The organism is Dyella flava, from assembly GCF_016904955.1.
GTDB classification, from domain to species: domain Bacteria; phylum Pseudomonadota; class Gammaproteobacteria; order Xanthomonadales; family Rhodanobacteraceae; genus Dyella_B; species Dyella_B flava.
Genome location: NZ_JADIKE010000035.1, coordinates 284282 through 308345, shown reverse-complemented (window position 1 = coordinate 308345; position 24064 = coordinate 284282). Strand labels below are relative to the sequence as shown.

Below are 24064 nucleotides of genomic sequence, written 5' to 3'. Positions count from 1 at the left end.
CAGGGGCCTTTTCAGCCACTTGCGGCAACAAGCTCATTACCAGCTAAGAGATTGGCTTTAAAAATGTGAACTGCATCACATGTGGCGTAGTTCTTGCCTCGCCTGCAACAAAGACCAGGAGCGAGTGAGCGGCCGGTCTATTCGGTCGACTCGTTACGCGCCAAACGGGGGGGTCCCTCGACTGACTTCATGCATCGCCGATGCAGGGGCTCGCATGTCCTTCGAAATCACATCATGGAAGAAGCGCAAGGTGCACGTGCGACGCACAGCCATCGCTTTGCTGGTGATGATCACGCTTTACGGCGCGGCCGAGATCGTGTGCGCGCAGGAGTCAGTCCAGGCCACGGCCGATGCGGGCAGCCTGCTGGCGCAGGCGCGTGCCTCCCAGGCAGCCGGAAAGCGGGTCGAGGCGCTGGCCTATTGCCAGGAAGTACTGGCGCGCTGGCCGGATAACCCGGAGGCGCGGCAACTCAACGTCACGCTGCTTTCCGAATTGGGCGCAGCGGCGCGCGCGCAGGAGCTGGGGGCGGAACTCCCTTCCAACACTGCCCAGCGCTACCGCCTGCTTGCCGACTACGACGCACACCTGGTGCGCTGGGCGCATGGCGAACCCGCCGATGCGCACCATCCCTATGCCGAGGCCGACCAGGCCGCTGCCGCGATTGAACGCCTGGCCAACGATCCCAGCGCCCCTGCGGACATCCGCCTGCGTGCGCGCATGGACATGCTGGCCGTGCTCGACCAGGCGGACCGGGCCGGTGACGTGCTGGCCAATTACGCGCAGCTGAAACAGCAGGGCGTCCAATTGCCGCCCTATGCCGAGCAAGCCGTCGCCGACGCGATGATGCAAAAACACGACTCGCGCGACGCCATCGTGCTTTACGAAGACAGCATCCGTCGTGATCCCGGCCCGTACGATCCCACCGAAACCGATCCACGCATCGGCCTGGCTTATGCGTATCTGCAAGCAGGGCGCATGCAGGATGCGTTGTCGACCATCCATAAACTCGCCGACAGCGAAGCGCGCTGGCTGCATCTGCCGAATGTACGCGGCAACACGCAGAACCAGCGCAAGGTCGACGCCGATACCAGCGCAGCCTCGGTCGAGATGGACGAAGGCCTGCTGAAAACCGCCTACGACCGTCTTGCCGCCATGAGCGCCGAGGCGCCCGGTAATGCCGATATCCGCCGCGAATTGGCGATGGCCGAACTGGCTCGCGGTTGGCCGCGCCGTGCGCTGGATACGCTCAAGATCGCCGATAACTGGGACGAACGCGACGCCAACGCGGCGCTCGATCAGGCCGCGGCACACCAGGCGTTGTATGACTACGCCGACGAGGAGGCCGATCTGGCCCAGGCTCAGCAGGAAGCCGGGCGCAGCGGGCGCGTGCAGGATGCCCTGAGTGCCTGGGATCAGTATCGCGGCTGGCAATTCGATCTCACCCACGACAATGGTTGGGGCAACAGCCCCGATTACGGCGATCGCGACGAGGAAACCGAGGCCACCCTGGCCAGCCCGCTGATCGACAACCACTGGCGCGTGCTCGCCTTGGCCCAATACGCCACCGCGTCCTTGCCCGAAGGCGAGGTGGCGCGCGAGCGCGCCGGCCTGGGGCTGCAAACCTATCTGCATGGGCTGATGTTCTATGTCGAAGCCTTGCCCTCGGCGGATCGCTTCGTGCACCGCACCGATGTCGCGGCGGGTTTCAATTGGGCGATCAGCGACCAATGGACGTGGTCCACCGATTGGAGCAGCGCGAGCAACGACGTGCCGCTGCGCGCGCAGTACTACGGCATTACCGGCAACTCGGTCAGCACCGCCGTGCAATGGCGACCCAGCGAGTTGACGTCGGCGCGCCTGGCGCTTTATCGCGATCGCTTCACCGATGGCAATTTGCGCGAAGGCTGGCTGGCCGACTTCGTGCAGCGGCTGCATACCGCACCCAACCTGACCCTGGATGGCGGCGTCGAAATCGGCGGTTCGCACAACAGCGAAACCGATCGCCCGTATTTCAATCCGCGCGACGACCATTCGTACGCGCTGACCGGCAGCTTGCAGAACCTGCTCAGCCAATACGAGGACCGCAGCTGGAACCAGCGCATCGATGTGGCCGTCGGCGGGTACCAGGAACTCAATTACGGAACGGGCGTGATGGTCAGCGCGCGTTACGGACAGATTTTCCAGCCGCGTCTCGGTTTGCGCTTTGGCTGGGGCGTGAGCTGGCATTACCAGCCTTACGACGGTCGGCATGAGCAACGTGTCGTGCTCGACCTCAGCATGCACTGGGGAGAATGATGATGCGTCGGCTAATTCTCGCCCTGTTATTGATCATGATCGCCAGCGTCGCCCAGGCTGCCGTGCTGGCGCCGCGGCCCGCCTTTATCGTGCTGACCTACCACGATGTTCGCGACGATGTGGGTGCGCTGGGCGACCGTGATCCGGACGCCATCAGTACCGATCACCTGATTTCGCACTTCGATTGGCTCAAGGCCAATGGCTATCACGTGGTCAGTCTGGAACAGGTCGTGCAGGCATCGCGTGGCGGTCCGGCGTTGCCCGCGCATGCGGTGCTGCTGACCTTCGATGACGGCCTGGAAAGCTTCTACACGCGCGTCTATCCCTTGCTGCGTGCGTACAACTATCCCGCCGTGTCAGCCTTGGTCGGTTCGTGGATTGATATGCCGCCGGGCCAGAAGATGGCCTACAACGGCGAGCAGTGCACGCGCGACTGCTTCATGAGCTGGGATCAGATTCGCGACGTGCAGAAGTCCGGCCTGGTCGAATTCGCCTCGCATACCTGGCAGATGCACATGGGTATTCCGGGCAATCCGCAGAACAACCAGATGCCGTCCGTGACCACCCTGCGCTACGACATGGCCACGCACAGCTATGAAAGCGAAGCGGCTTATATCGAGCGTCTGCGCGCGGATCTTCGCCACAGCTCCGACGAGATTTTCCAGGAAACCGGCCATCGCCCGCGCGCCATCATCTGGCCGTACGGCTCGTACAACAAGATCGCCGCGCAGATCGCCGCCAGCGAAGGCCTGACGCTGTCCTTCAGCCTGGACGACAAGCTGCCGGACGTGCAGATCGACAACACCATTCCGCGCTTGCTGATCAGCGGCAACATCAACGCCAACCGCCTTGGCTGGTTGATCCGCCATCAGGACCGTAACCCTCCCGTGCGCGCGGTCCAGGTCGATCTCGACTATGTCTACGATCCCGATCCGAAGCAGCAGGAACGCAACCTGTCCGTGTTGCTGGATCGCATCAAGCGGATGCAGCCCAGCCAGGTGTGGCTGCAGGCGTATGCCGATCCGAAGGGCGACGGCGTAGCCGAGTCCGTGTACTTCCCCAATCGTCACCTGCCGATGCGCGCCGATCTGTTCTCGCGGGTGGAGTGGCAGCTGCGCACACGCGCCGGGGTGCGTGTCTACGCATGGATGCCGGTGCTGGCCTTCCGTTTTCCGGATGCGCCGAATCTGCCGTCATTGGCTGGCGAGCCCAAGCCGGGTGGCGATCACTATCGGCTGGCGCCATGGGATCCGCGTGTGCAGCAATGGATCGGCGATGTCTATGAAGACCTCGCCATGCATGCCGACGCCGCGGGCCTGTTGTTTTCCGACGACGCCTATCTGCGCGATACCGACAACCTCGGCCCGTGGGCCAACCTGACGCCCGCACAGCGCACGGCTGAACTGATTGGTTTCACCCATGCGCTGACCGATCGCGTGCGCCGCTGGCGGCCGCTGGTGAAGACCGTGCGCAACATCTACACGCGCCCGATCTTTGATCCCGCTGCCGAGGCATGGTTTGCACAAAGCCTGCCTGCCTTCCTGGCCGGCTACGACATGACCGCCATCATGGCGATGCCGCAGCTGGACGAGCAGGGCGATAGCGCCTCCTGGTATCGCGACCTGGTGGCGCACGTAAAAGCCATTCCGGGTGCGATGGATCACACGCTGTTCGAACTGGCATCACACGACTGGCGCAGCGATCAGCCGATCAGCGAAGCGCAGATGAACAAGCGCATCGAGTTGCTGCAAGTGGAGGGGGCACGTCACCTCGGGTACTACCCCGACGACTTCATCAAGAACCAGCCTCGGCTGGAAGTCATTCGGCCGTCCATTTCGATAGCCGACTATCCCTATCCGGAGCCATCGCGATGAACGGGGGCATAGTCCATATCCTGCTTGAGTTCGCCTTCTTCTATCCGCTGGCGATGTCGCTGGTCTGGATGAGCGGGGGAATCATCTACTTCCTGCGCTGGGAGCGTCGCGAGCCCTCGCGGGTCAGGCCGCCCGGACTGGTGTCGTACCCGATGGTCTCGATCATCGTGCCGTGCCACAACGAGAGTGAGCATGTCCGCGAAACCATCTCGCAGCTGGCCGACCAGAGCTGGCCGGACTTCGAGATCATCGCCGTCAACGACGGCTCGACCGACGACACCGGCGCACAGCTCGACCAGTTGATGACCGAACATCCGCAACTGCGCGTGCTGCATCTGGCCAGCAATCAGGGCAAGGCGATGGGGCTGCGCGCCGCCACGCTGGCGGCGAAGGGCGATTATCTGGTGTGCGTGGATGGCGATGCCCTGCTTGATCGCTATGCCGTGCACTGGCTGATGATCCATTTGCTGTCGAGCGCACGCGTGGGTGCGGTCACCGGCAATCCGCGTATCCGCAATCGGTCCACCTTGCTGGGCAGGCTCCAGGTCGGCGAGTTCTCTTCGATCATCGGTTTGATCAAGCGCGCGCAGCGCGTCTATGGGCGCATCTTCACGGTGTCCGGCGTGATCGCCGCATTTCGCAAAGTCGCGCTGCACGATGTCGGTTACTGGAATACCGACATGGTGACCGAAGACATCGACGTCAGCTGGCGCTTGCAGATGCGGCACTGGGAAATCCGCTACGAGCCGAATGCGCTGTGCTGGATTCTGATGCCGGAAACCTTGCGTGGACTGTGGAAGCAGCGCTTGCGCTGGGCCCAGGGCGGATCGGAAGTATTGCTGCGCTATTGGGCCAAGCTGCTGCACTGGCGCCAACGCCGTATGTGGATGGTGGCGATCGAATACCTGATCAGCCTGGTGTGGTCCTACGTGATGGGCGCGATGGTGCTGCTCTGGCTGCTGGGGCTGGTGATCACACTGCCACCTTCCATGCATGTGCCGACTTTGCTGCCGCAATGGAACGGCGTGGTGCTGGGCATTGTTTGCATGCTGCAGTTCCTGATCAGCCTGCTGATCGACCGGCGCTACGAGAAGCGTATTGGCCGCAATTTCTACTGGATGATCTGGTATCCGATTGCCTACTGGATGCTTACCACCACCACATCTATTTTTGCGTTGCCCAGGGCCGTGCTCAAACGCCGTGGGACGCGCGCCGTATGGACCAGTCCTGATCGAGGTGTGCGATGAAAGCCGATCCCAAAGCCGATCCCATTATTCATCACCCGGAACGTCAGAAGCCGCTACAGCGCGCGATCTTTACCATCATCACCATGCTGGCGTGGACGCTGTGGGTATCGCTGTGGCTGCCGCTGATCACGCTGGTCGCGTGGTTGCTGGGCCTGCAGGATGTCTACGTCAAGCTGGGCTTGGATCATCCCTTCCGTGCAGCCAACGATCTGGGCATGGTGCTGCAGGTAGCCGTGATCGCCGCGTTGTCGCTGAGCGCCTGGGCGTTCTACAACCGCATGCGTTTTGCAGGGAAGCAGAAGCGTCGCGCCAATCGATTTATCGAACTGGCGGAAATGGCGCCGGCACTCGATGCCTCCTTCGGTACCGCGCAACAGCTGCGTTCAAGCCGCCGCTCCGTGGTGCATTTCAACGACCAGGGCAGCATGTACCTGACCGTTGAGGACGCCTGACCGGCTTGCTTGCGTTGGCTCAGGTTGCCCGATGCCGTCATCGGGCTCGGCAAGGGGGATGTCGATTTGGCCGCCGCCCAATCGTCATTCAGAAGCATGGCGACTTCCGGGCCCGACATAGGGTCGGGCCCGGAAGTCCTTGCGTGCCTCTGGCCCACTGCGTGAGACCGGAAAAGGGAGTCCAACGATGAACAAGCACCTCCGCCGTTTCGGCTATCTGATCATCTTGTACGCGCTTGCCTCGCTGCTCCCCGGCGCCGCCGCGCCGGCCCAGCAACCGCCACCCAGCTACCCAAGCATGGCGCCGCTTTCCCAATACCTGATCGCCGACCGCGCCACGGAAATAGCCATGGCGCGCAGTGCCGCACCGGCGTCGATTTCCGACCACGCCACCGTCCTGGTGCTTCAAGCGCATGGCTATGTCACCGCCGTCAAAGGCACCAATGGATTTGTCTGTGTGGTCGAGCGGGGATGGATGTCTCCCTTCGACGCTCCCCTGTTCTGGGATCCAAAACTGCGCGGACCGATCTGCTTCAATCCGCCGGCCGCCAAGTCGATCCTGCCCATGACCTACAAAAGGACCGAACTCGTGCTGGCGGGACGATCCAGAGAGCAAATCAAAAAAGCCATCGAAGCCGCCTTGGCGAACAAGCAGCTACCGGCGCTGGAACCGGGTGCCATGTCCTACATGATGTCCAAGCAGGGCTTTCTCGATGAGCAGTACGGCCATTGGATGCCGCACCTGATGTTCTACACCAGCACCAACGTGGATTGGGGCGCCGATCTGCCGGGCTCACCGGTTATGTTGAATCCACAATTTCACGGCGCGCCCGAGCCGGTCAACGTGTTGATGATCACGGTGGGCAAATGGTCGGATGGCACGCCTGCGCCGAACATGTAACAGCCGTGTCGGCTGCCGTGAGCAAGTCCAAAGTCTGGCCGCAGAGTGGGCTAGGCGACGTTCATGAGCTGCTGATTGCGCCAATAGCTCGGTGCCTGACCCACATACCGTTTAAATACGGTAGTGAAGTGCGACTGGGTGCGAAAACCAACCTCCAGCGCGATGTCGATCAACGACACACTGGGACACAGCAGGAGATTCTTGGCTCGCTCGATACGGCGGAGCAGTAGGTATTCATGGGGACGATGGCCAGTGGCCTGCCTGAAGCGCGCAGCAAAATGCATGGGTGAAAGGGAAGCCACCTTGGCGAGATCCGCAAGCGAGATCGGCTCGCTCAAATGCGCTTCCAGATAATCATTGACCCGCTTGATGCGCCAAAGCGGCATGGCTATTTTGGCCTGTGCCGTGTGGCTGCCCACCTTATGGCAGTGCAGATGAAAAAGTCGGGCAACCATAAACGCACCCAGTCGCTCAGCCCAGCCAGGCGCACATCCATTCGCGTTGCAGTAATCAAGTGCAAGCGCAAGATTTCCGATGGCGCCATCCTGAAACAACCCGCAAAAACTCTTGAGCGCTTCAGAAGCATTCTGCCCGGCGTGTTTGACGACAAAATCCCAGCTGATATGAAGCTGTGTGGCATCGGCGCCCGCCGCAAACATCCCTGTAGTCACCTGTCCTGGCAAGGTCACCAGTGCCGAGCCGGCGGGAATGACGCCATCGTGCAGGATCGTTCCATCTATGCCGATTGTCGCGCGTACCGATTGCGGGAAAACGCTGATTACCAGCTTGTCTTTCAGGCTCAATGCAGAGCATTCGGTCTTGAGCGGATCTGTGCGCTTGGAAACGACGGCGCATTCAGAGCGGGTCTCCTGCGGCACTGACTTCTGCCACACTTTTTCACCGCGAGTGGTGGATTTGGCAAAAGCGGCGCGCGCGGCCGAGCGAGCTGCGGCAGAATTGTCCAGCAAAGGTTGAGTGACAATTTGCAGCATGTAACCGTCTCCGTAAAAGCGTCAGCGTGAGGCTGGCGGATGAGGTCTCCGCCTGAATGCAGATACCTTCATCACCTGATTAATGGGTTGCGACCTGTATTTCCCGCCGGTTCCGCAATCTGGATTACGCGGATTGGCGAGTGGTTGGATATAGCTTCCTCGCGGAGAATTAGGCCCGAATTAGGGTGGGCTAAGCGGGAGCGGGGCTTGTATCGATGTCGCAGCTTTTATTCGGCGAGGCGGGAAGGGGGCCGCCAGTCAGAGCAACTACCACCCTATCGGCACCACAAGGGAAATGGCCGCAACGTGCCGCCAGGAAGCAAACGAACGAAATTTTCATCTGAGGAGGTAGCCACTTGAATCCCCGATCATCCAAACCAGCATCGAGTCGTGCCAAGGCGGCGAAATCGACCGCTGAGATTGCCGTACCGAGCTACGCAGCCTTCGTCGGTGACTTGAAGAGGAAGATTGCTGAGGCCCGTCACCGCGCTAGCCTGTCAGTCAATCGTGAATTGATCCTGCTCTATTGGGGCATTGGCCGCGACATTTTGGTTCGACAGGAGCGTGAAGGTTGGGGCGCCAAGGTTATCGACCGGTTGGCTGTCGATCTGGGCCAGGCCTTCCCTGAGATGACGGGCCTTTCAGCCCGAAATCTCAAATATATGCGTGCCTTTGCCGGGGCATGGCCTGATGGCGAATTTGTGCAACGGGTCGTTGCACAATTGCCCTGGGGGCATAACGTCAGCCTTCTCGATACCGTTAAGGCGACCGAGGAGCGTGCATGGTACGCCCAGCAGGCTATCGAACACGGCTGGAGCCGTGCTGTCCTTGTTCACCAGATCGAGAGCAAGCTGTTCGCACGCCAGGGAAACGCGCTCACCAATTTCTCGCGGACGCTGCCAGCCGAACAGTCCGACTTGGCCCAGCAAATCCTCAAAGACCCCTATACCTTCGACTTTCTCGCGCTCGGTCCCGATATGCTGGAGCGCGATCTCGAACGTGGTCTGATCGAGCATCTGCGCGCCTTGATCCTAGAGCTTGGCAAGGGCTTTGCCTTCGTCGGTAGCCAATACCATCTCGAAGTCGGCGGCCAGGATTACTATCTCGATCTTCTCTTCTATCACCTGCGGTTGCGTTGCTTCGTCGTGATCGAGCTGAAGATCGAGGACTTCAAACCCGAGTTCGCGGGCAAGATGAACTTCTACCTCTCCGCCGTTGACGACCAGCTTCGACACAAGGACGATCAACCAACCATCGGCATCATTCTGTGCAAAGGCCGTAACGAGGTGATCGTCGAATATGCCTTGCGCGATTCCGGCAAGCCGATGGGTGTCGCCCAATACCGGCTCTCACCAGCGCTGCCGCCACAGTTGCAGCAAGCATTGCCGACTGCCGAAGAATTCGCACGCGAGTTTCCGCTGATGTCCGTCGTCAAGTTGCGGATCGAGATCGAGCGGGTCCTGCGGGATCTTCTGTCCGGCAACGGACTTCCTCTGAAGGTGCCAGCCGGCATTGGAAATATGCTGCGCGAACTGCATCAACATGGCCTCGCACCGGCCAGCACGGAACGGTTTCTTGAATCCCTCCGGGTCATGAATGAGGCCGTTCATGGCGTCGATGTAGATCCGGTGGGGGCGGAGCGGGCCGTGGAGATCGGCACGGCATTTTTGGCAGAACTTCGAGGTATGCGGTGACGCCGCCGAAAGTGGACCACGCCGAAAGTGGATCGGAGGTAGTTAAGGGCGTTTAACTACCTCCGGTCCATTTTTCGATACGCCCTCTGGCTATCGCATCAGCTTCACCAGCATGCGCGTGACGCATCACGATGGCGTTACTGTGTTTCACCTGCAGGGTGTGACGCCGGACGTCATCGTCACGCCTAGCTTGCAAGACATCCGTGCCGGTCGCGACGTGGTATTGAGTCGGGTGGTGGAGCTTTGCCAGTAGGGGAGGTGTTCGAGGGGCGAGGTTGGAAGTGTCCGCTCCAGACCAAAAAGCTTTACGGGCCGAGTGGGTGGGGTCAATCGGCCGGTTGCGGGTGGCCCAATGGGGCGCTTAATTTGGGCCACACTGCAGCAGAAACGGTCCCAGGTTGAGTTTCCTTGATAAGTCAACCTGGTACCTTTTTTGCCAACTTTTCGTTTGTTAGCCGGGCGTAGGCCCGGTAAAGTTCTAAACGTTCTGTGCTTTAACGGCTGCGTTCGGCGAGTTTTCGGAGATATATAACCGGGCAAGCATATCTATCTATTAGGTAGTTAGGCATTCAAGGGACAAGTCGTGCAGATTGCGATAGTGCTGTATCCGGGGCTGACCACACTCGATGCGATCGGGCCGTATGAAGTGCTGCGAAACATTCCGGATTGCGAGCTGAGATTCGTTAGTCATAAACCGGGCCCCATCGTGACGGACAGTGGCGTTCTAGTGTTGGGCGCAACGCACTCTTACGAAGAAACGTCGGCACCCGACATCGTCCTCGTGCCGGGATCGGAAGCGAACACAACTACCGCAATGGCAGATGGGCGGTTGCTTCAGTGGTTGACTAAAGTTCACCAAACCAGTCGTTACACCTTGTCGGTATGCTCGGGTGCATTGATTTTGGGTGCCGCCGGAATCCTCAAAGGACATCCTGCTACCACTCATTGGATTGCACAAAGCATGCTGCCGCAATTTGGAGCAGAGCCACAGCGCGAAAAGCGTGTCGTCCAATCGGGAAAAATTGTCACGGCAGCTGGCGTGTCGGCTGGAATCGATCTCGCCTTATTCGTGGTTGGTGAATTATGCGGGCGTCAACGCGCGGAGATTGTTCAACTTTTACTCGAGTACGATCCGCAGCCATCCTTCCAATCGGGTCATCCCTCCAAAGCATCCAAGGCAGTCTTTGAAGCGGCGCGGGCGGAGATGCTGGACCGCGCTAAAAATCCACGCAACACGTTATCTGTTCCCGTCATTCTGTGGCGCAACGCGTTGAACAAAATCCGCAGCAGGCTAGGCCTCGCTCGCAACAGTGCATAACAAGGCGCTCTAGCTGATGTGCCCGCTTCGAGGTCACGCCGCTGAGCATTGGTTTTAGCCCCATCGTGGATCCCCATGGACCTTTCAGCACGTCATCTCGCGTTTCACGGAAGCATCGTTTTGTTATTTGGGCTGCTTTGCGGTGCTCCCTATGGGCGTGCCATCAATCGCAACGCACCCGCTCACATCATTCACTCTTGGCGGGTTGTTCACGCAAGCCTTCCCATCGGCGCAATACTCATGTTCGCAGTGGCGGCATTGCTGTCGTCCTTTGCCATTGCGGCTCAACTCAAATGGTTCATTGCAATCACGCTCATGGTTTCCGCTTATGCCTTTTGTTTTTCCCTTCCGCTCGCTGCAATGACTGGTTACCGTGGCCTTTCTACCGGCGGTCCGCTCACCGCAAAACTCATTTTTGCCGGCAACATGCTCGGCTCTATCGCTTCGCTCGCAGCTTCGTTCACGCTTGTCTATGCGAGTTATGTCTCACTATGAACTCTAGAAACGGTTCCAGGCTGAGTTTTCTTGATAAGTCCACCTGGTACCTTTTGCGGGGGCCTTATTCACGACGGATGTAAGGGGAGCCACGAAGTGAACGAACACCCGCTCGAAACCTGGCACCGCTTGGTGCGCACCCAAGACCCTTCAGGCCTCCAATCGGTGCTCGGAGAGGATGCGGTTTTCTACTCGCCTGTCGTCCACGCGCCACAACGTGGCAAGGCACTAGCTGCCGCTTATCTGAGTGCGGCATTCACCGTATTCTTCAATTCAACGTTCCGTTATGTGCGCGAGATTGTGGGTACGTCGGACGCGATGCTGGAATTCGAGACCGAAATTGATGGAATACTCGTCAACGGAGTCGATCTTATTAAGTGGAACGACGCCGGGAAAATTGTCGAATTCAAGGTAATGCTTAGGCCGCTGAAGGCAATCAATCTCGTTCATCAGCGAATGGCCGATTTACTTCAATCAACGCAGGGGCGTCGGGACGCCTAGTTTGCTTTCAACCCGGGGCGGGCCTATCAGACACGAAAAAGCCCGCAAAGTGCGGGCTTATCGTTGTTCCAAAGCTATGTTGATACTGCTTGAAACGCGCTGTTGGTACCGGTGATAGGACTCGAACCTACACGACATCGCTGCCAGTGGATTTTGAGTCCACCGCGTCTACCATTCCGCCACACCGGCCCGTGAGCGAACGCCTATTATGCCGGTTTCAGTGGACCGGGTCGAGACTTAGTTGGCGGTCGGAGCGCTCGTAGCAGTGGTCCTCGCCCTTGGGCTGGAATACGGCGCAGTGGGTCATGTTGCCGGAGTAGACGTGCAGGCTGACCGCTACCGTGTCGTCGCTGGGGTTGCGGATGGTGTGGTATTCGTGGGGCGGGATCAGGCTGCCGGCGGAGCCGGGGCCGGCCTGGACGGAGCCGACCGGCTGGAACCGGCAAAGCTCACCCTCGTCGGTCAGGCGCTCGTACTGCACCACTTCCAGGGCGCCGCTCCACACGCCTTCCACGCACCACATGCCGCAGTGGTCGTGGATGGGGGTGCCCTGGCCGGGGCCCCAGGTCATGGCCACTACGCAGTAGCCGTGCTGGTCGCTGTGATAAAGCTCGCGGCGGGCGTAGTGATCGTTGGCGGTTTCGAACACGCATTCGGGCAGCGCGATTTCCTTGTCGCGGAACAGTTTGCACAGGCTATTGCGCAAGCTGTCGGTGATGGCGGGCGTTGAGCCCTTGGAAACGGCTTCGTCGATGGCGCTGATGAGCTTCTGAGAGCCGGGAAATTCCGTAGTGAGCATGGGCGGTCTCGGGTAAATCCAGGGTTAGCAGATAACCTCTGATGGAAGAACAAACCGGCTGAAGCCTGGGGAAGGCATCTCTGCTAGCCTTGCCGGGATCGGTACTTGATCAAGCCTTTGTCAGGGGGGTCCATGGGTGCGATGGTGATTGTAGCTTACCGTCCCAAGCCGGGGTGCGAATGGGAGCTGGAGGCGCTGGTGCGCGAGCACGTGCCCTGTCTGCGCACCCTGGGGCTGGTGACCGAGCGTCCTGCCCAGGCGATGCGTGCGAAAGACGGCACCATTGTCGAGGTGTTCGAATGGAAGCAGGGCGGGATTGAGGCGGCGCACAACAGTGCGCGTGTGGCGGAGTTGTGGGAGCGCTTTGCCAATGCTTGCGATTATGTGCCGCTGCGCGAGTTGCCGGAGGCGGAGGCGATGTTTGCGGAGTTTGAGCCTATTGCGCTGTAGCTGCGTGGCTTGTTGCTTTTCTTCCTCTCCCCTCCGGGGAGAGGACTGAGGTGAGGGGTCAACCTCGCGTTGAGCCCCAAAGAAACATCGACGCTATGTGAGCTTCCCCGCAAGCGCGGCCCCTCACCCCAGCCCTCTCCCCGGAGGGGAGAGGGAGCAAAGCAAAGGCGGCGGATTTTCCGTTGCGAAAAATTCGCCTCTTCTTGAACAACATCGATCTTGCTTATGCAATCGTATGCGTGTCGGGCGTGCCCATCCGAGTGATGACAACGACACGCCCGACACTAGAGAAGTAGCGCGGATCGCCTGGGATTGCGCCCCAAAACGATCCGCTGGCCACAACCAACTCAGAGGCAGTTAGCCATGGTTATCCCCGATTTTACGGCACGCACGCCTACGCGTGACCCCGCCACGCCGACATTTGCGCTACTTCACCGCCGCTCAGACTGCGCGGCGTCGGGCCCAAGTGGGTAATCGTTCCAGCGGAAGTTGGCCATTCCGCTGAAACGAGCAGGATTTTTTTCCTGCAGTCCCTTCGCCCGCGCGCAATGCGCGGGCGACCTAAACCCGTGGAGCATACCGATGCAAGACACCTACGATGACCCGACCGGGTCGCGACACTATCTGCTGTCCGCCAAAGAGTACGACGAACTGAAAAACCTCCAGCAACTGCTGTTGATCATGGCGAACATCGGTAGCGACGAGGACGCGCCCACCGGCGAAGACGGGACGGTGATGATTCCCCGCTGGGAAATGCAACTCACCTTTCAGCTGATCAGCAGACTGATTGGTGAGGCCTTGGAACATTTGGAGAAGCGTCACCGCATCGAGCCTCGCGGCCAGACATTGCAATGATCAGAGGCTTCAATGCATTGGCGTAGGTTGGGTAGGTTAGGTAGGTTGGGTTAGCGGAGCGTAACCCAACGATGTTTGTCGCTTCGATGGAATTCCGTTGGGTTACGCTGCGCTAACCCAACCTACCCAAGCTACCCAATCGGGCAACATACGCGAGCATCGTTAGATGCGTGAGAGAAAGCCGCCGATGGCGCGGCTGTAGTTCTCGATATCCACCAGAAACGCATCGTGGCCTTGCGGAGAATCCAGCGCTACGAATTCTACGTTCGCGCCAGCGGCCTCCAGACCTTCCGCGATCTGCTCCTGCTGCTCCAGCGGAAACAGGATGTCGGTGCTGACGCCGATGACCAGCGCCTGTTCGATGTGGATGCGTTTCAAGCCTTCCATGATGCTGCCGTTGCCATATTCGGCGATGTCGAACCAATCGCTGGCGCGTGACAGGTACAGATAACTGTTGGGATCGAAGGTGCGGACGAAGCGTTGCGCGTGGCCTTCGAGATACGACTCCACCTGGAATTCGAAGCCGAAGGGTTGGCCTTCGCGTTGTTCGGGGTCGAGCCGGATACGGGCGAAGCGGCCGTTCCATTCCATCGCCGAGCGATAGGTGATCACGCCGAGCTTGCGCGCGATGCTCATGCCGATATCGGGATAGCGTGTGTTGTCGTACTGGCCGTCGTTCCAGTGCGCATCGAGGCGGATGGCTTCGCGTTGCAAGGAACGGATGGCGATGGCAAAGGGCTGCGCCTGCGGCGCGGTATCCACGCTGATGTGCGCATGCACGCTACCGGGGTGCAGCACCATGTAGGCCAGCGCACTCATGCCACCCATCGAGCAGCCGATCAGGCAGGCCAGCTTGTCGATGCCCAGGCTGGCGACCACGCCCTGCGCGGCGTTGGCGACATCTTCCAGCGACAGATCGGGAAACGTCAGGCGATAGGGTTCACCGGTGGCAGGATCGATCGACGCGGGGCAGGTGGAGCCTTTGTCGCTGCCGAGCGAGTTCACGCAGATGGCGAACCAGCGTGTAGTGTCGATCGCCTTGCCCGGCCCCAGCATGCCCTCCCACCAGCCCGGCGCAGGGTCGATGTCGTTGGCGGCGGCGTGGGCGCTGGGCGAGAGGCCGGTAAGAATCAGCACGGCGTTGTCACGCGCCGCATTCAACGTACCCCAGGTTTCGTAAGCGACATGTGCGCCATGCAGCGCGCCGCCGCGTTTCATCGCGAACGGCGAGGGCAGCTTGAAGTATTGGCGGGCGTCGCTCATGACCAGTCCTTTGCTTAGGGATGCACTTTGTCGATCAGTATCTTGATCGGCGTCTTGCTGTCCACTGCAACGACGCCGGCATCGCCTTCCAGATCCCCCGACTGGGCGACCGCTTCGCCGCTATGGCTGATGCGCGCGCCGACAAAAACCTGTTGCATGGACGACAGCTTCATCGACGGCAACATGCTCATGGCGTCGGTGAGAATAACCGTGGTCGGCAATTGGCGGGCATCCAGCCGCGCCACGGCAAGCGGCATCGGTGGACCGTTTTGCGCGCGTGCGTAGACGAACACGGTGTCACCTGCGGCAAGTTTTGCCTTGAGTGCCGGCGCCAGGGCGACCTTCACCCGCAAGGCAGGTTCCGGTGCGTTGGCGGGCGACGATGGCTGGCTGCTGCTCGCGGCTGAAGCAGGCGCCCCGCTGGCGCGCGCATCGGCCAGCGCGATCTGTTGGGCCACAGCCTGCGCCACGCTGGAGCCGGGTTGCAGTTGCGGTTGCAGTAAGCGCCAGGTGGCGGCGGCGTCGGCGTATTGGCCTTGCTGGTAATCGCTGATGCCGAGCAGCCACATGGCGCGCTGATTGTTGGGCTCCAGTTTGAGGGCCTGTAGCAGCAAGTCACGGGCGCGGCCCTGGATGGCATGGTCGTCGCGCGCGGCGGCATTTGCCTCGGCCCAGCCCACCATGGCGGTGGTGTCGTTGGGGGTCAGTTTCAGCACGTGGTCGAAGGCGTCGCGCGCTTCATCGGGTTTCTGCATCTGCATGTCGGCTTGCGCGAGCAGTCCCCAACCTTGTGCGTCATTGGGGTTGCTGGCCAGATGCGCATGCAATTCGGCCATCGCCTGGTCGATGTTGGTGATCGTCTGCGCCTGGGTCTGCACGCCATCCAGCGTGGCAGGCGTGCCGATTTTCAGATACAGCAGCGCCGTGCCGACGGGCAGCACCAGCGCGATAAGCAGCATCACGACGAACACGCTGCGCGGGCGTCCCGCTTGCCGGCCATGCTTGAGCAACGGGAGCAGCAGCAATGCCAACGCCACAGCGATCATCACTGCGGCGGCTAGATAGAAAACTGATTTCACCAATCGTCCCCATTGTCGGTCGGTGCGGCAGGCGTGCCGGCGCGGCTGCGCTTGCGGATGGTGTAGCCCACGGTGAAACCGCCCGCGATCAGGATCAGCAGTGGCCCGAACCACAGCAGCCAGGTGCGGATATTCAGCGGCGGGTCGTAAAGCACGAAGTCGGAGTAGCGATCCACCAGATACTGCTTGATCTGGGCGTCGCTTTTGCCTTGCTGCATCAGCTCGAACACCTTGTGACGCAGATCGCGCGCGAAGTCGGCGTTGGAGTCGGCCAGGTTTTCATCCTGGCAGACCAGGCAGCGCAGTTCGCTGGTGAGGTGCTGGAAGCGCAGTTCTTCCGCGTGATCGCGGAACGGCAGGGGGTCGATCGCCTGCGCCGATACCACGGCGGTGAAGGCGATCAGCATAAGCAACAGCCAGGCGCGTAAAGCCTTGCTCATCACGGCGCTTCCTTTTCCAGCGCCGCGATCGCCGGCTTGAGCTGCTGCGTGATGACATCCGGCGTCAGCGGGCCGATGCGCTTGTAGCGGATCACGCCTTTGCCGTCGATCAAAAAGGTTTCCGGCGCGCCATACACGCCGAAGTCGATGGCGGTATGACCGGATTCGTCGGTGATCACCGTGTCATAGGGATTGCCGTGCTGCGCCAGCCACGCTTTCGCGTCGTTGGGATCATCCTTGTAGTCGTAGCCGATCACCGGAATGCCCAGGCTTTTGGATTCGGCCATCAGCACCGGATGCTCTTCACCACAGGCGAAGCACCAGCTGGCGAACACATTCACCAGGTAGGGCTTGCCCAGCATCGACTCCTTGCTCACCGAGTGCGTGGGTTGATCCAGCATCGGCAGCGCAAACGACGGTGCGGGTTTGTTGATCAGCGGCGAGGGGACGGCGGTGGGATCGTGCGAGCTGTTCCACCAGATACCAAAGCCGAGCAGGGCGGCCAGCAATACGAAAGCGAAAAAGGGCAACAGCCGGCTCATGCCTGTGACTCCTGCACCGGCGTGGCGATGGTCTGCGGGGCATCGGCCTCACGCTTCACGCGGAAGCGGCGATCCGCTGCGCTGACAAAACCGCCCAGCATCATGAACAGGCCGCCACCCCAGATCCAGCGGATAAACGGCTTGGTATACAGGCGCAGCGCCCAGGCGCCTTCGATGTGGCTCGGATCCATCGGCTCGCCCAGCGCGACGTACAGGTCGCGGGTGATGCCGGGGTCGACCGATGACTCGGTCTGCACCTGCTCGTGCGCGTAAGTGCGTTTCTGCGGATGCATCACGGCCACCGCCGCGCCGTTGCGCGTCACGGTGACCACGCCTTGTTCGGCGTGCCAATTCGGGCCGACGGTTTGCGTGACGCCATCAAAGCGGAATTCGTAACCGCCGACGACGGCGACTTGTCCTGGCGCCATGCGTACATCGCGCGTCACGCTAAGCGATTCGGACAACAGCACGCCGATCAAGAAGATCGCCACGCCGACATGCGCCAGCAGCATGCCGGCCATCTCGGCCGGATAGCGGCGGCCAGGCGGCATCTCGCGCCAGCGCTTGATCACATACAACACCACGCCGACGCCCACCCACACCGCGGTGGCGACACCGGCAATGGCCTTGAGTTGTCCCTGCACGAAGAATGCCGCCAGCACGGCGCAAGCCGCGGCCGCGATGCCGGCGCGCACCAGGACCTGCTTGAGCACCGGTACATCGCTGTTGCCCCAGCGCAGATACGGGCCGAAGGGCAGCAGCAGCACCACCGGCGACATCAGCAACGGAAACAGCAGGCCGAAATAGGGCGGGCCCACCGAGATCTTGCCCATGTTCAAGGCGTCGCCGAGCAGCGGGAACAGCGTGCCGAGCAGCACCATCGCCGCGGCCACGGTGAACATCAGGTTGCCGATCAGGATCGCGCTTTCACGTGAAATCAGGGCAAAGGCCTTGCCGCCGGCGACCTTCGGCGCGCGCAACGCATACAGCAGCAGCGACCCGCCCACCACGACGGCGAGGAAGCAAAGAATAAACGTGCCGCGACGTGGATCCGACGCAAACGCATGCACCGAAGTAAGAATGCCCGAGCGCACCAGGAAGGTGCCCAGCAACGATAGCGAGAACGCGAACAGCGAAAGCAGGATGGTCCAGGCGCGCAGCGAGCCGCGTTTCTCGGTGACGGCTTGCGCGTGAATCAGCGCGACACCGACCAGCCACGGCATGAAGCTGGCGTTTTCCACCGGGTCCCAGAACCACCAGCCGCCCCAGCCCAGTTCCGCATAGGCCCACCAGCTACCGGCGACGATGCCGCAGGAAAGAAAACCCCAGGCCGCGTTGGTCCATGGCCGCGCCCAGCGCACCCACGCCTGTTCCATCGAACCGCCGAGCAAGGCGGCAATGGAAAACGCAAACGCTACCGAGAAACCCACGTAACCCATGTACAGCACGGGCGGGTGGAAGGTCATGCCCGGATCTTGCAGCACCGGATTCAGATCCGCGCCGTCAGGCGGCATCGGCAGCAGGCGGCCGAATGGATTGGAGGTAAACAGGATGAAGCAGAGGAAGCCGACCGAGATGATGCCGAGCACACTGAGCACGCGCGACAAAAATACTTCCGGCAATTGCCGGCTCAGCAAGGCCAGCGCCACCGTCCACACATTGAGGATCAGCACCCACAGCAACATCGAACCTTCGTGTGCGCCCCACACGGCGGCAATGCGGTAGTACCACGGCAGTTGCAGGTTGGAATTGTCCGCGACGTACTGCACCGAAAAATCGAAATGCAGGAACGCCCACACCAGGATGACAAAGGCCAGCGCGACGAACACCGCCTGCCCGGTAGCGGCCGGCCGTGCCACCGCCATCAGCGCGCGGTTGCCGCGCCAGGCGCCGACCAGCGGCAGGATGCTTTGCGCCAGCGCCAGCATCAGCGCCAGGATCAACGCGAGTTGGCCGAGTTCAGGTGTCATAGTTGCTGCTTGTCCTGGTTGGCGCTTTCATCGATGTGCTTGCCCGCGTGGGCCTTGGCCATCGCGTCCTTCAGCTCTTTGGGCATGTAGGTTTCATCGTGCTTGGCCAGCACTTCGGTCGCGACGAAACGGGCGCCGGCCATATGGCCGGTCGCGATCACCGATTGGTTCTCGCGGAACAGGTCGGGCAGGATGCCGGTGTATTCCACGGGCATCGCGCCGGCGGCATCGACGACGGTGAAGGTGACCTTCAGCGAATCATTGCTGCGCTCGATCGAGCCTTGTTTCACCATGCCGCCGAGCCGGAATGTTTTGTAGCTCGTTGCATCACCGGCCTGCACCTGGCTCGGCGTGAACAGGTAACTCATGTTTTGCTGCAGGGCATACACGGTCAGCGCCGAGGCAATGATTACGGCGGCAAGTACGGCAATGATGATGGTGAGTCGGCGTTGGCGCGTGGGATTCATGGTTGCTTTACAGGTTTCCAGTCGCTCAGGTCGATGCCGTGGATTTTCGGCCAGTGCGTTCGTTGCGTGCGTTCTGGCGCGCCATGCGCCCGCGCAGGTCGCGCAGCAATCGGCGGCGGCGGAATTGCGGGGCCAGCCAGTCGATCAGCAGCACCGTAAAGAACACGCCGTACGCCGGCCACACATAGGCGGCATAACCGCCCATGGCGAAGAACGATTGCAGCGAACCGCTCATCGGCGCACCTCGTTCTCGGCAATCTGGCGCACCCAGTCCTTGCCGCTTTCCAGCGCCAGCAGATCGGCGCGCACGCGGCCGAACAGGCTGGCGAAGTAATAAAACTTGGTGGCCGCCATCATGGTCAGCAGCGGCCAGAGCATCGATGACGCGATCGTCGACGGACCGAGCAGGCGAATGGTCGAGCCCTGGTGCAGGGTGTTCCACCAGTTCACCGAGAAATGCACGATCGGCACGTTGACGACACCGATCAGCGCAAGGAAGCCGGCGGTGCGTGCACCTTGCCGGCGGTCTTCGAAGGAGTGATACAGCGCGATGACGCCCAGGTACAGGAACAGCAGCACGAGTTCCGAGGTGAGTCGTGCATCCCAGGTCCACCAGGTGCCCCACATGCGCGCGCCCCACAGTGATCCGGTCACCAGCGTGATGAAGGTAAAGGCGGCGCCGATCGGCGCCGACGCCATCGCCACCACTTCGGCCAGCTTGATGCGCCAGACCAGTGCGATGAACGCAGCGATGCCCATGACGGCGTAGATGAACAGGCTCATCCACGCACTGGGTACGTGGATGAAGATGATGCGGTAGTCATTGCCTTGCTGATAATCCGGCGGAGCCAACACCAGGCCGCCATACATGGCGACGATGCCGAGCACCAGCGCCAGCGCGATGGCCCACGGCCGCAGCGTACCGGCGAAGCGGTAGAACACCGGTGGCGAGCTCAATTTGTGCAACCACAGTGGGATCCAGTTGGCCATATCAGCGGCTTAATCCAGGTGACCGTCTAGCCCGCGCAGGCAGCGCGTGACGCGAGCACCGGCGCAGCAGATAGGGAGTGTATGCCGATACAAGGAGCGGCGACGCCACAAACCCGTGTGTCGCACATTCGGCACGGAAGGTTGCAGCTTTGCGGCTGTCATAAGGTGATGCAGGCACGATGCGGGCGATACACGGACATGGATCGTTCCTCATGAGTCCAGCGCAATACGAAGTGCGGCCGCGCAAGCCAGCGGGGCAAGCACGACAGCCAAGACCAGGGCGGCGCCTAACCATGCGATGGGGGCGATCCACGGCAGCCCCTCTTGGGCGGCTGCCAGAGCCCCGGCGGCAAAGATCACCACCGGCACGCACAGCGGCAGCAGCATCAGCGCAAGGAGCATACCAGAGCGTCTTGTCCCCGCCGTCAGCGCGACCAGCACGCCGCCAAGCAGGCTGAGCAGCGGCGTCGCCAGCAGCAGGGCCAGCAGTAGTACGGGTATGACCGGTGGCGGCAGGTGCAGCATGCCGGCCAGCAGCGGCGCGATCACGATCAGCGGTACGGCGGTTGCCAGCCAATGCGCCAGGATTTTCATGCCCAGCATCAGCGCCAGCGGTTGCGGGGCGAGCATCAGCTGTTCCAGCGAGCCGTCTTCGATATCGCTGCGGAACATCGCATCGAGTGCCAGCAGCATCGCCAACAGCACCGTGACCAGCACGGCGCCTGCGGCAATGCGGCGCAGCAAGGCTTCTTCCGGACCCAATGCAAACGGAAACAGCGAGGTGACGATCAGCGCATACAGCACCGGCAGCACCATGTCGCCGCGCTGGCGCCAGGCTAGGGTGAGATCGCGACGTAGTACAGCCATGCAGGCATGACCCAGGCCCGGACGCCGCGTATCAGTCATGCAGACGGATCCGTTGCGGCTCGCCACCGTGGAATTGCACGGCGCCGTGACTGGTGACCAGGGCCGCGCCGCCGTGCGCGATATGCGCTTCCAGCAGGCCATTGACCAGTTCAATGCCGGTGCGATCCAGATTGGCGTAGGGCTCATCCAGCAGCCAGAGGGCGGCCGGGATCAGCAGCAGGCGAGCGAGCGCGACGCGCTTTTTCTGCCCCGCAGAAAGCTTGCGCACCGGTTCTTCTTCGTAACCGGCCAGGCCAACCCGGGCAAGCGCGTCGTCGATGTGGCTGTGTTCGCGGTGGCCGTGCAGCCCGATCGCAAAGCGCAGGTTTTCGCGCGGACTGAGTTCGGCCTTCAGTCCCAGCTGGTGACCGAGAAACACCACTTCGCCGCTGCATCGATCCCAGGTCAGCGGCTGGCCGCGCCAGAACAATTCGCCTTCCTCCGGGTGCAGCAAACCGGTGAGGATGCGCATCAAGGTGGTCTTGCCGCTGCCGTTGTCGCCTTCGATCAGGGTGAGTTCGCCGGCGTCGAGACAGAAATCCAGCGGCCCGAACACGGGCTCGTCCTGACGGTGAAAGCTCAGGGCGCGGGCCTCTAGCAGTGGCGTAGCGGAAGGGCTGGCACTCATTCCAGGCATTATCGGGAATTGGGCCTATCCAGCTTGTGCATGCGGCGGTCTGTCGCTGCTCAGGCGCAGGCGCGCATAACCATGGCCAAGACCGTGCACATAGGCGTTCTGCTGGAATTGCTGCGCCAGCTCGTCGATATCGGCAAGGCTGGGGCCGACCACGAAAAGACTGGCTTCACGCCAGGCGTCGCCGACGCCGAGGCCGGGACGTATGCAGGTGGTTCGTGGCAGCTTGCGCAGGGCGATCAGCAGGGCTTGCTGCGCGGCGCGGTTCTGGGCCAGCGGTTGTGCCTGCGAGCCGGGGTTCCAGGCGGTAATGAAGGCCCAGTTGCGTTCGCCGATAAGCGAATGCAATGACGCTGGCAGTGCAGCATCCACCTGGATGGAAACCCACCCGCCTTGTGCGAGTCGCACGCGGTAGTCGGTGGTCCGATAGGTGTCGATCAGTGAGTTATCCATGGCGTAATTGGGGTAGCGGGGGCAGCGTAGCCTGCAGCGTGTTGACGGCGGCATCGAGTTGCACGTCGTTGGCGCTGGTCGAACCACGCAGCAATTGTTCGAGGAGTTGGTCCTGGGCGCGGCCGCGTTCATACGCATAGGCGTAGGGCAGGTGCGTAAACGTGACCATGCGATAACGTGCCATGAAGTGTTTGGGCGCACGTTCGGCGAGCCGCGCCCCCAGCTCGCGTTTGGCGAGATAGCGCGGATCGGCGACCGAATCGCGCATCTCGATGTAGTTCTCCACCGCCATCGCGGCAATGGCGTTGGCGTTGGGTTGGCGGATGCGCTGGAACTCGGCGAAGGCATCGCCGGTATCGCGTCCGGACTCGGCCAGCAGGTCGGCGAGCACCACGGTGTCTTCGAAACCGCAATTCATGCCCTGGCCGTGGAACGGCACGATGGCATGCGCCGCATCACCAATCAGCAGCGCGCGGCCGTCGATATGCCAGCGGTCGAGATAGAGCGTGGACAGGCCGCCGACCGGGTGGCTGTCGTAGTCCTCGGCAAAGCGCGGGATCAGCGGCAACAGGTCGGGGAAATCTTGGCGGAAGAAGGCTGCCGCAGCGGCAGAATCGGGCACGGTGTCGAAGCTCGGGTGCGGGCCTTGCGCCGGGAGGAACAGGGTGACCGTGAAACTGCCTTCGGTGTTTGGCAACGCTATGCACATGTAGCCGCCGCGCGGCCAGATATGCAGCGCGTTCGGTTCGATCGCAAACCGGTTGGCGCCTGCTGCGGGCGGAATTTCCAGTTCCTTGTAGCCATGGCCCAGCGGCTCGACGCGGATGCCCAGCGGCCGATAGTGGTCCATGACCGTGCGCAGGGCCGAGCCTGCGCCATCGGCGCCGATCAGCACCGGTGCGTCGTGCGGACGCATCGTGCCCTCTTCATCAGCGAGCACCATGCGCCGCGCATCAAGATCGGCGTTGACCAGCGACTGGCCGAAATGCAGCCTGACGCCGGCAGCCTCGGCGGCATCCAGCAGCAGCATGTTCAGGCCGCCGCGCGACACCGACCAGATCACTTCGCTGTCGTCCACGCCATAACGCTGCAAACCGGACGTACCTTCGAGCGGGTGCACCATCCGGCCGCGCATCATCACCGCGCGCGGCAGCACATCGTCGGACAGTCCGGCGGTGCGCAGCGCCTGCAAGCCACGCTCGGCGAGGGCGAGGTTGATCGAGCGGCCGCCGACAAAACCGACTTGGCGCGGGTCGGGGCGCTTCTCGAAGACGTCGACCTCAAAACCACGCCTGGCCAGCAGTTGGGCGAGCAGGGCGCCGACCAAACCGCCGCCGATCAGGGTGATAGCTTGCCGAGTCATGCTGCAGCCCGTGGGAGGAAGTTGATCACTGTTCCGCAACTGGGCTTGGACTGCAAGGGTTGCGCTTGGAGTGACGGTGAGGC

The 24064-nt window shown here is 61.6% G+C and carries 26 protein-coding genes and 1 tRNA gene; 12 read left to right on the top strand and 15 right to left on the bottom strand.

Annotated features, from left to right (window positions below; genetic code table 11):
* Nucleotides 1-214 precede the first annotated feature (214 nt).
* The 5 genes from pgaA (at nt 215) to ISP19_RS11180 (ending at nt 6770) form a co-directional block, all read left to right on the top strand.
* Complete coding sequence (pgaA, locus tag ISP19_RS11200; RefSeq protein WP_204682026.1) at nt 215-2296, top strand: poly-beta-1,6 N-acetyl-D-glucosamine export porin PgaA; 2082 nt, start codon at nt 215-217, stop codon at nt 2294-2296.
* 2 nt (nt 2297-2298) lie between these two features.
* Nucleotides 2299-4170 carry a poly-beta-1,6-N-acetyl-D-glucosamine N-deacetylase PgaB gene (gene pgaB / locus ISP19_RS11195; RefSeq protein ID WP_204682024.1) on the top strand — a complete coding sequence of 624 codons (1872 nt, stop codon included), beginning with the start codon at nt 2299-2301 and terminating at the stop codon, nt 4168-4170.
* The gene (pgaC, locus tag ISP19_RS11190; RefSeq protein ID WP_204682022.1) at nt 4167-5417 is read left to right on the top strand and encodes a poly-beta-1,6-N-acetyl-D-glucosamine synthase; all 1251 of its coding nucleotides are present in this window, start codon (nt 4167-4169) and stop codon (nt 5415-5417) included. Before pgaB ends, pgaC begins: the two co-directional genes overlap by 4 nt.
* The gene (pgaD, locus tag ISP19_RS11185; RefSeq protein WP_204682019.1) at nt 5414-5869 is read left to right on the top strand and encodes a poly-beta-1,6-N-acetyl-D-glucosamine biosynthesis protein PgaD; all 456 of its coding nucleotides are present in this window, start codon (nt 5414-5416) and stop codon (nt 5867-5869) included. Before pgaC ends, pgaD begins: the two co-directional genes overlap by 4 nt.
* 187 nt (nt 5870-6056) lie before the next feature.
* Nucleotides 6057-6770: a hypothetical protein gene (locus tag ISP19_RS11180; RefSeq protein WP_239556725.1), complete on the top strand. Its 714-nt coding sequence runs from the start codon at nt 6057-6059 to the stop codon at nt 6768-6770.
* Between the two features lie 50 nt (nt 6771-6820).
* Here ISP19_RS11180 and ISP19_RS11175 read toward each other — a convergent pair whose 3' ends face one another.
* Nucleotides 6821-7762 carry a helix-turn-helix domain-containing protein gene (locus ISP19_RS11175; protein ID WP_204682017.1) on the bottom strand — a complete coding sequence of 314 codons (942 nt, stop codon included), beginning with the start codon at nt 7760-7762 and terminating at the stop codon, nt 6821-6823.
* Nucleotides 7763-8118: 356 nt separating this feature from the next.
* Between ISP19_RS11175 and ISP19_RS11170 the strand changes: the two genes are divergently transcribed.
* From ISP19_RS11170 to ISP19_RS11150, 5 genes are all read left to right on the top strand, one after another.
* Nucleotides 8119-9456 carry a PDDEXK nuclease domain-containing protein gene (locus ISP19_RS11170; RefSeq protein WP_239556724.1) on the top strand — a complete coding sequence of 446 codons (1338 nt, stop codon included), beginning with the start codon at nt 8119-8121 and terminating at the stop codon, nt 9454-9456.
* A 112-nt stretch (nt 9457-9568) separates the two neighbouring features.
* On the top strand, nt 9569-9709 hold the full coding sequence (locus ISP19_RS11165) for a hypothetical protein (RefSeq protein WP_204682015.1): 141 nt from the start codon (nt 9569-9571) through the stop codon (nt 9707-9709).
* Between the two features lie 330 nt (nt 9710-10039).
* Nucleotides 10040-10774 (top strand): DJ-1/PfpI family protein, encoded by a 735-nt coding sequence (locus ISP19_RS11160; protein ID WP_204682013.1) that lies wholly within the window; start codon nt 10040-10042, stop codon nt 10772-10774.
* A 75-nt stretch (nt 10775-10849) separates the two neighbouring features.
* Nucleotides 10850-11269, top strand: a complete 420-nt coding sequence (locus tag ISP19_RS11155; RefSeq protein ID WP_204682011.1) for a styrene oxide isomerase — start codon at nt 10850-10852, stop codon at nt 11267-11269.
* Nucleotides 11270-11365: 96 nt separating this feature from the next.
* Nucleotides 11366-11770 (top strand): nuclear transport factor 2 family protein, encoded by a 405-nt coding sequence (locus ISP19_RS11150; protein ID WP_204682009.1) that lies wholly within the window; start codon nt 11366-11368, stop codon nt 11768-11770.
* Between the two features lie 103 nt (nt 11771-11873).
* Here ISP19_RS11150 and ISP19_RS11145 read toward each other — a convergent pair.
* Nucleotides 11874-11959, bottom strand: a tRNA-Leu gene (locus ISP19_RS11145).
* A gap of 28 nt (nt 11960-11987) precedes the next feature.
* A complete protein-coding gene (locus tag ISP19_RS11140; RefSeq protein ID WP_204682007.1) occupies nt 11988-12569 on the bottom strand; it encodes a cysteine dioxygenase family protein in 582 nt (193 codons plus the stop codon).
* A 132-nt stretch (nt 12570-12701) separates the two neighbouring features.
* On the opposite strand from ISP19_RS11140, the gene ISP19_RS11135 reads away from it, so the two are divergent.
* Nucleotides 12702-13019: a hypothetical protein gene (locus tag ISP19_RS11135; protein ID WP_204682005.1), complete on the top strand. Its 318-nt coding sequence runs from the start codon at nt 12702-12704 to the stop codon at nt 13017-13019.
* Between the two features lie 582 nt (nt 13020-13601).
* Entirely contained in the window at nt 13602-13874 is a 273-nt protein-coding gene (locus tag ISP19_RS11130; RefSeq protein WP_204682003.1) for an XAC0095 family protein, read from the top strand.
* A gap of 162 nt (nt 13875-14036) precedes the next feature.
* On the opposite strand, the gene metX is transcribed toward ISP19_RS11130, so the two are convergent.
* The 12 genes from metX to ISP19_RS11070 all read right to left on the bottom strand — a co-directional run bounded on the left by metX (nt 14037) and on the right by ISP19_RS11070 (nt 23981).
* The gene (gene metX / locus ISP19_RS11125; RefSeq protein ID WP_204682001.1) at nt 14037-15137 is read right to left on the bottom strand and encodes a homoserine O-acetyltransferase MetX; all 1101 of its coding nucleotides are present in this window, start codon (nt 15135-15137) and stop codon (nt 14037-14039) included.
* Nucleotides 15138-15151: 14 nt separating this feature from the next.
* Nucleotides 15152-16216, bottom strand: coding sequence for a tetratricopeptide repeat protein (locus ISP19_RS11120; protein ID WP_204681999.1), 1065 nt, complete (start codon nt 16214-16216; stop codon nt 15152-15154).
* Nucleotides 16213-16656 carry a cytochrome c-type biogenesis protein gene (locus ISP19_RS11115; protein ID WP_204681997.1) on the bottom strand — a complete coding sequence of 148 codons (444 nt, stop codon included), beginning with the start codon at nt 16654-16656 and terminating at the stop codon, nt 16213-16215. Before ISP19_RS11115 ends, ISP19_RS11120 begins: the two co-directional genes overlap by 4 nt.
* Complete coding sequence (locus tag ISP19_RS11110; protein WP_204681994.1) at nt 16656-17198, bottom strand: DsbE family thiol:disulfide interchange protein; 543 nt, start codon at nt 17196-17198, stop codon at nt 16656-16658. The genes ISP19_RS11115 and ISP19_RS11110 overlap by 1 nt, the downstream gene beginning before the upstream one ends.
* Nucleotides 17195-19168, bottom strand: coding sequence for a heme lyase CcmF/NrfE family subunit (locus ISP19_RS11105; protein WP_204681992.1), 1974 nt, complete (start codon nt 19166-19168; stop codon nt 17195-17197). The genes ISP19_RS11110 and ISP19_RS11105 overlap by 4 nt, the downstream gene beginning before the upstream one ends.
* Nucleotides 19165-19635 carry a cytochrome c maturation protein CcmE gene (ccmE, locus tag ISP19_RS11100; RefSeq protein ID WP_204681990.1) on the bottom strand — a complete coding sequence of 157 codons (471 nt, stop codon included), beginning with the start codon at nt 19633-19635 and terminating at the stop codon, nt 19165-19167. The genes ISP19_RS11105 and ccmE overlap by 4 nt, the downstream gene beginning before the upstream one ends.
* Before the next feature lie 25 nt (nt 19636-19660).
* Entirely contained in the window at nt 19661-19870 is a 210-nt protein-coding gene (gene ccmD, locus ISP19_RS11095; RefSeq protein ID WP_204681988.1) for a heme exporter protein CcmD, read from the bottom strand.
* Nucleotides 19867-20625, bottom strand: coding sequence for a heme ABC transporter permease (locus ISP19_RS11090; protein ID WP_204681986.1), 759 nt, complete (start codon nt 20623-20625; stop codon nt 19867-19869). Before ISP19_RS11090 ends, ccmD begins: the two co-directional genes overlap by 4 nt.
* 210 nt (nt 20626-20835) lie before the next feature.
* Nucleotides 20836-21531 (bottom strand): heme exporter protein CcmB, encoded by a 696-nt coding sequence (gene ccmB / locus ISP19_RS11085; protein ID WP_204681984.1) that lies wholly within the window; start codon nt 21529-21531, stop codon nt 20836-20838.
* Complete coding sequence (gene ccmA / locus ISP19_RS11080) at nt 21524-22159, bottom strand: cytochrome c biogenesis heme-transporting ATPase CcmA (protein WP_204681982.1); 636 nt, start codon at nt 22157-22159, stop codon at nt 21524-21526. Before ccmA ends, ccmB begins: the two co-directional genes overlap by 8 nt.
* Nucleotides 22160-22183: 24 nt before the next feature.
* A complete protein-coding gene (locus ISP19_RS11075) occupies nt 22184-22618 on the bottom strand; it encodes a DUF3293 domain-containing protein (protein ID WP_204681980.1) in 435 nt (144 codons plus the stop codon).
* Complete coding sequence (locus tag ISP19_RS11070; RefSeq protein ID WP_204681978.1) at nt 22611-23981, bottom strand: FAD-dependent oxidoreductase; 1371 nt, start codon at nt 23979-23981, stop codon at nt 22611-22613. The genes ISP19_RS11075 and ISP19_RS11070 overlap by 8 nt, the downstream gene beginning before the upstream one ends.
* Nucleotides 23982-24064: the final 83 nt, after the last annotated feature.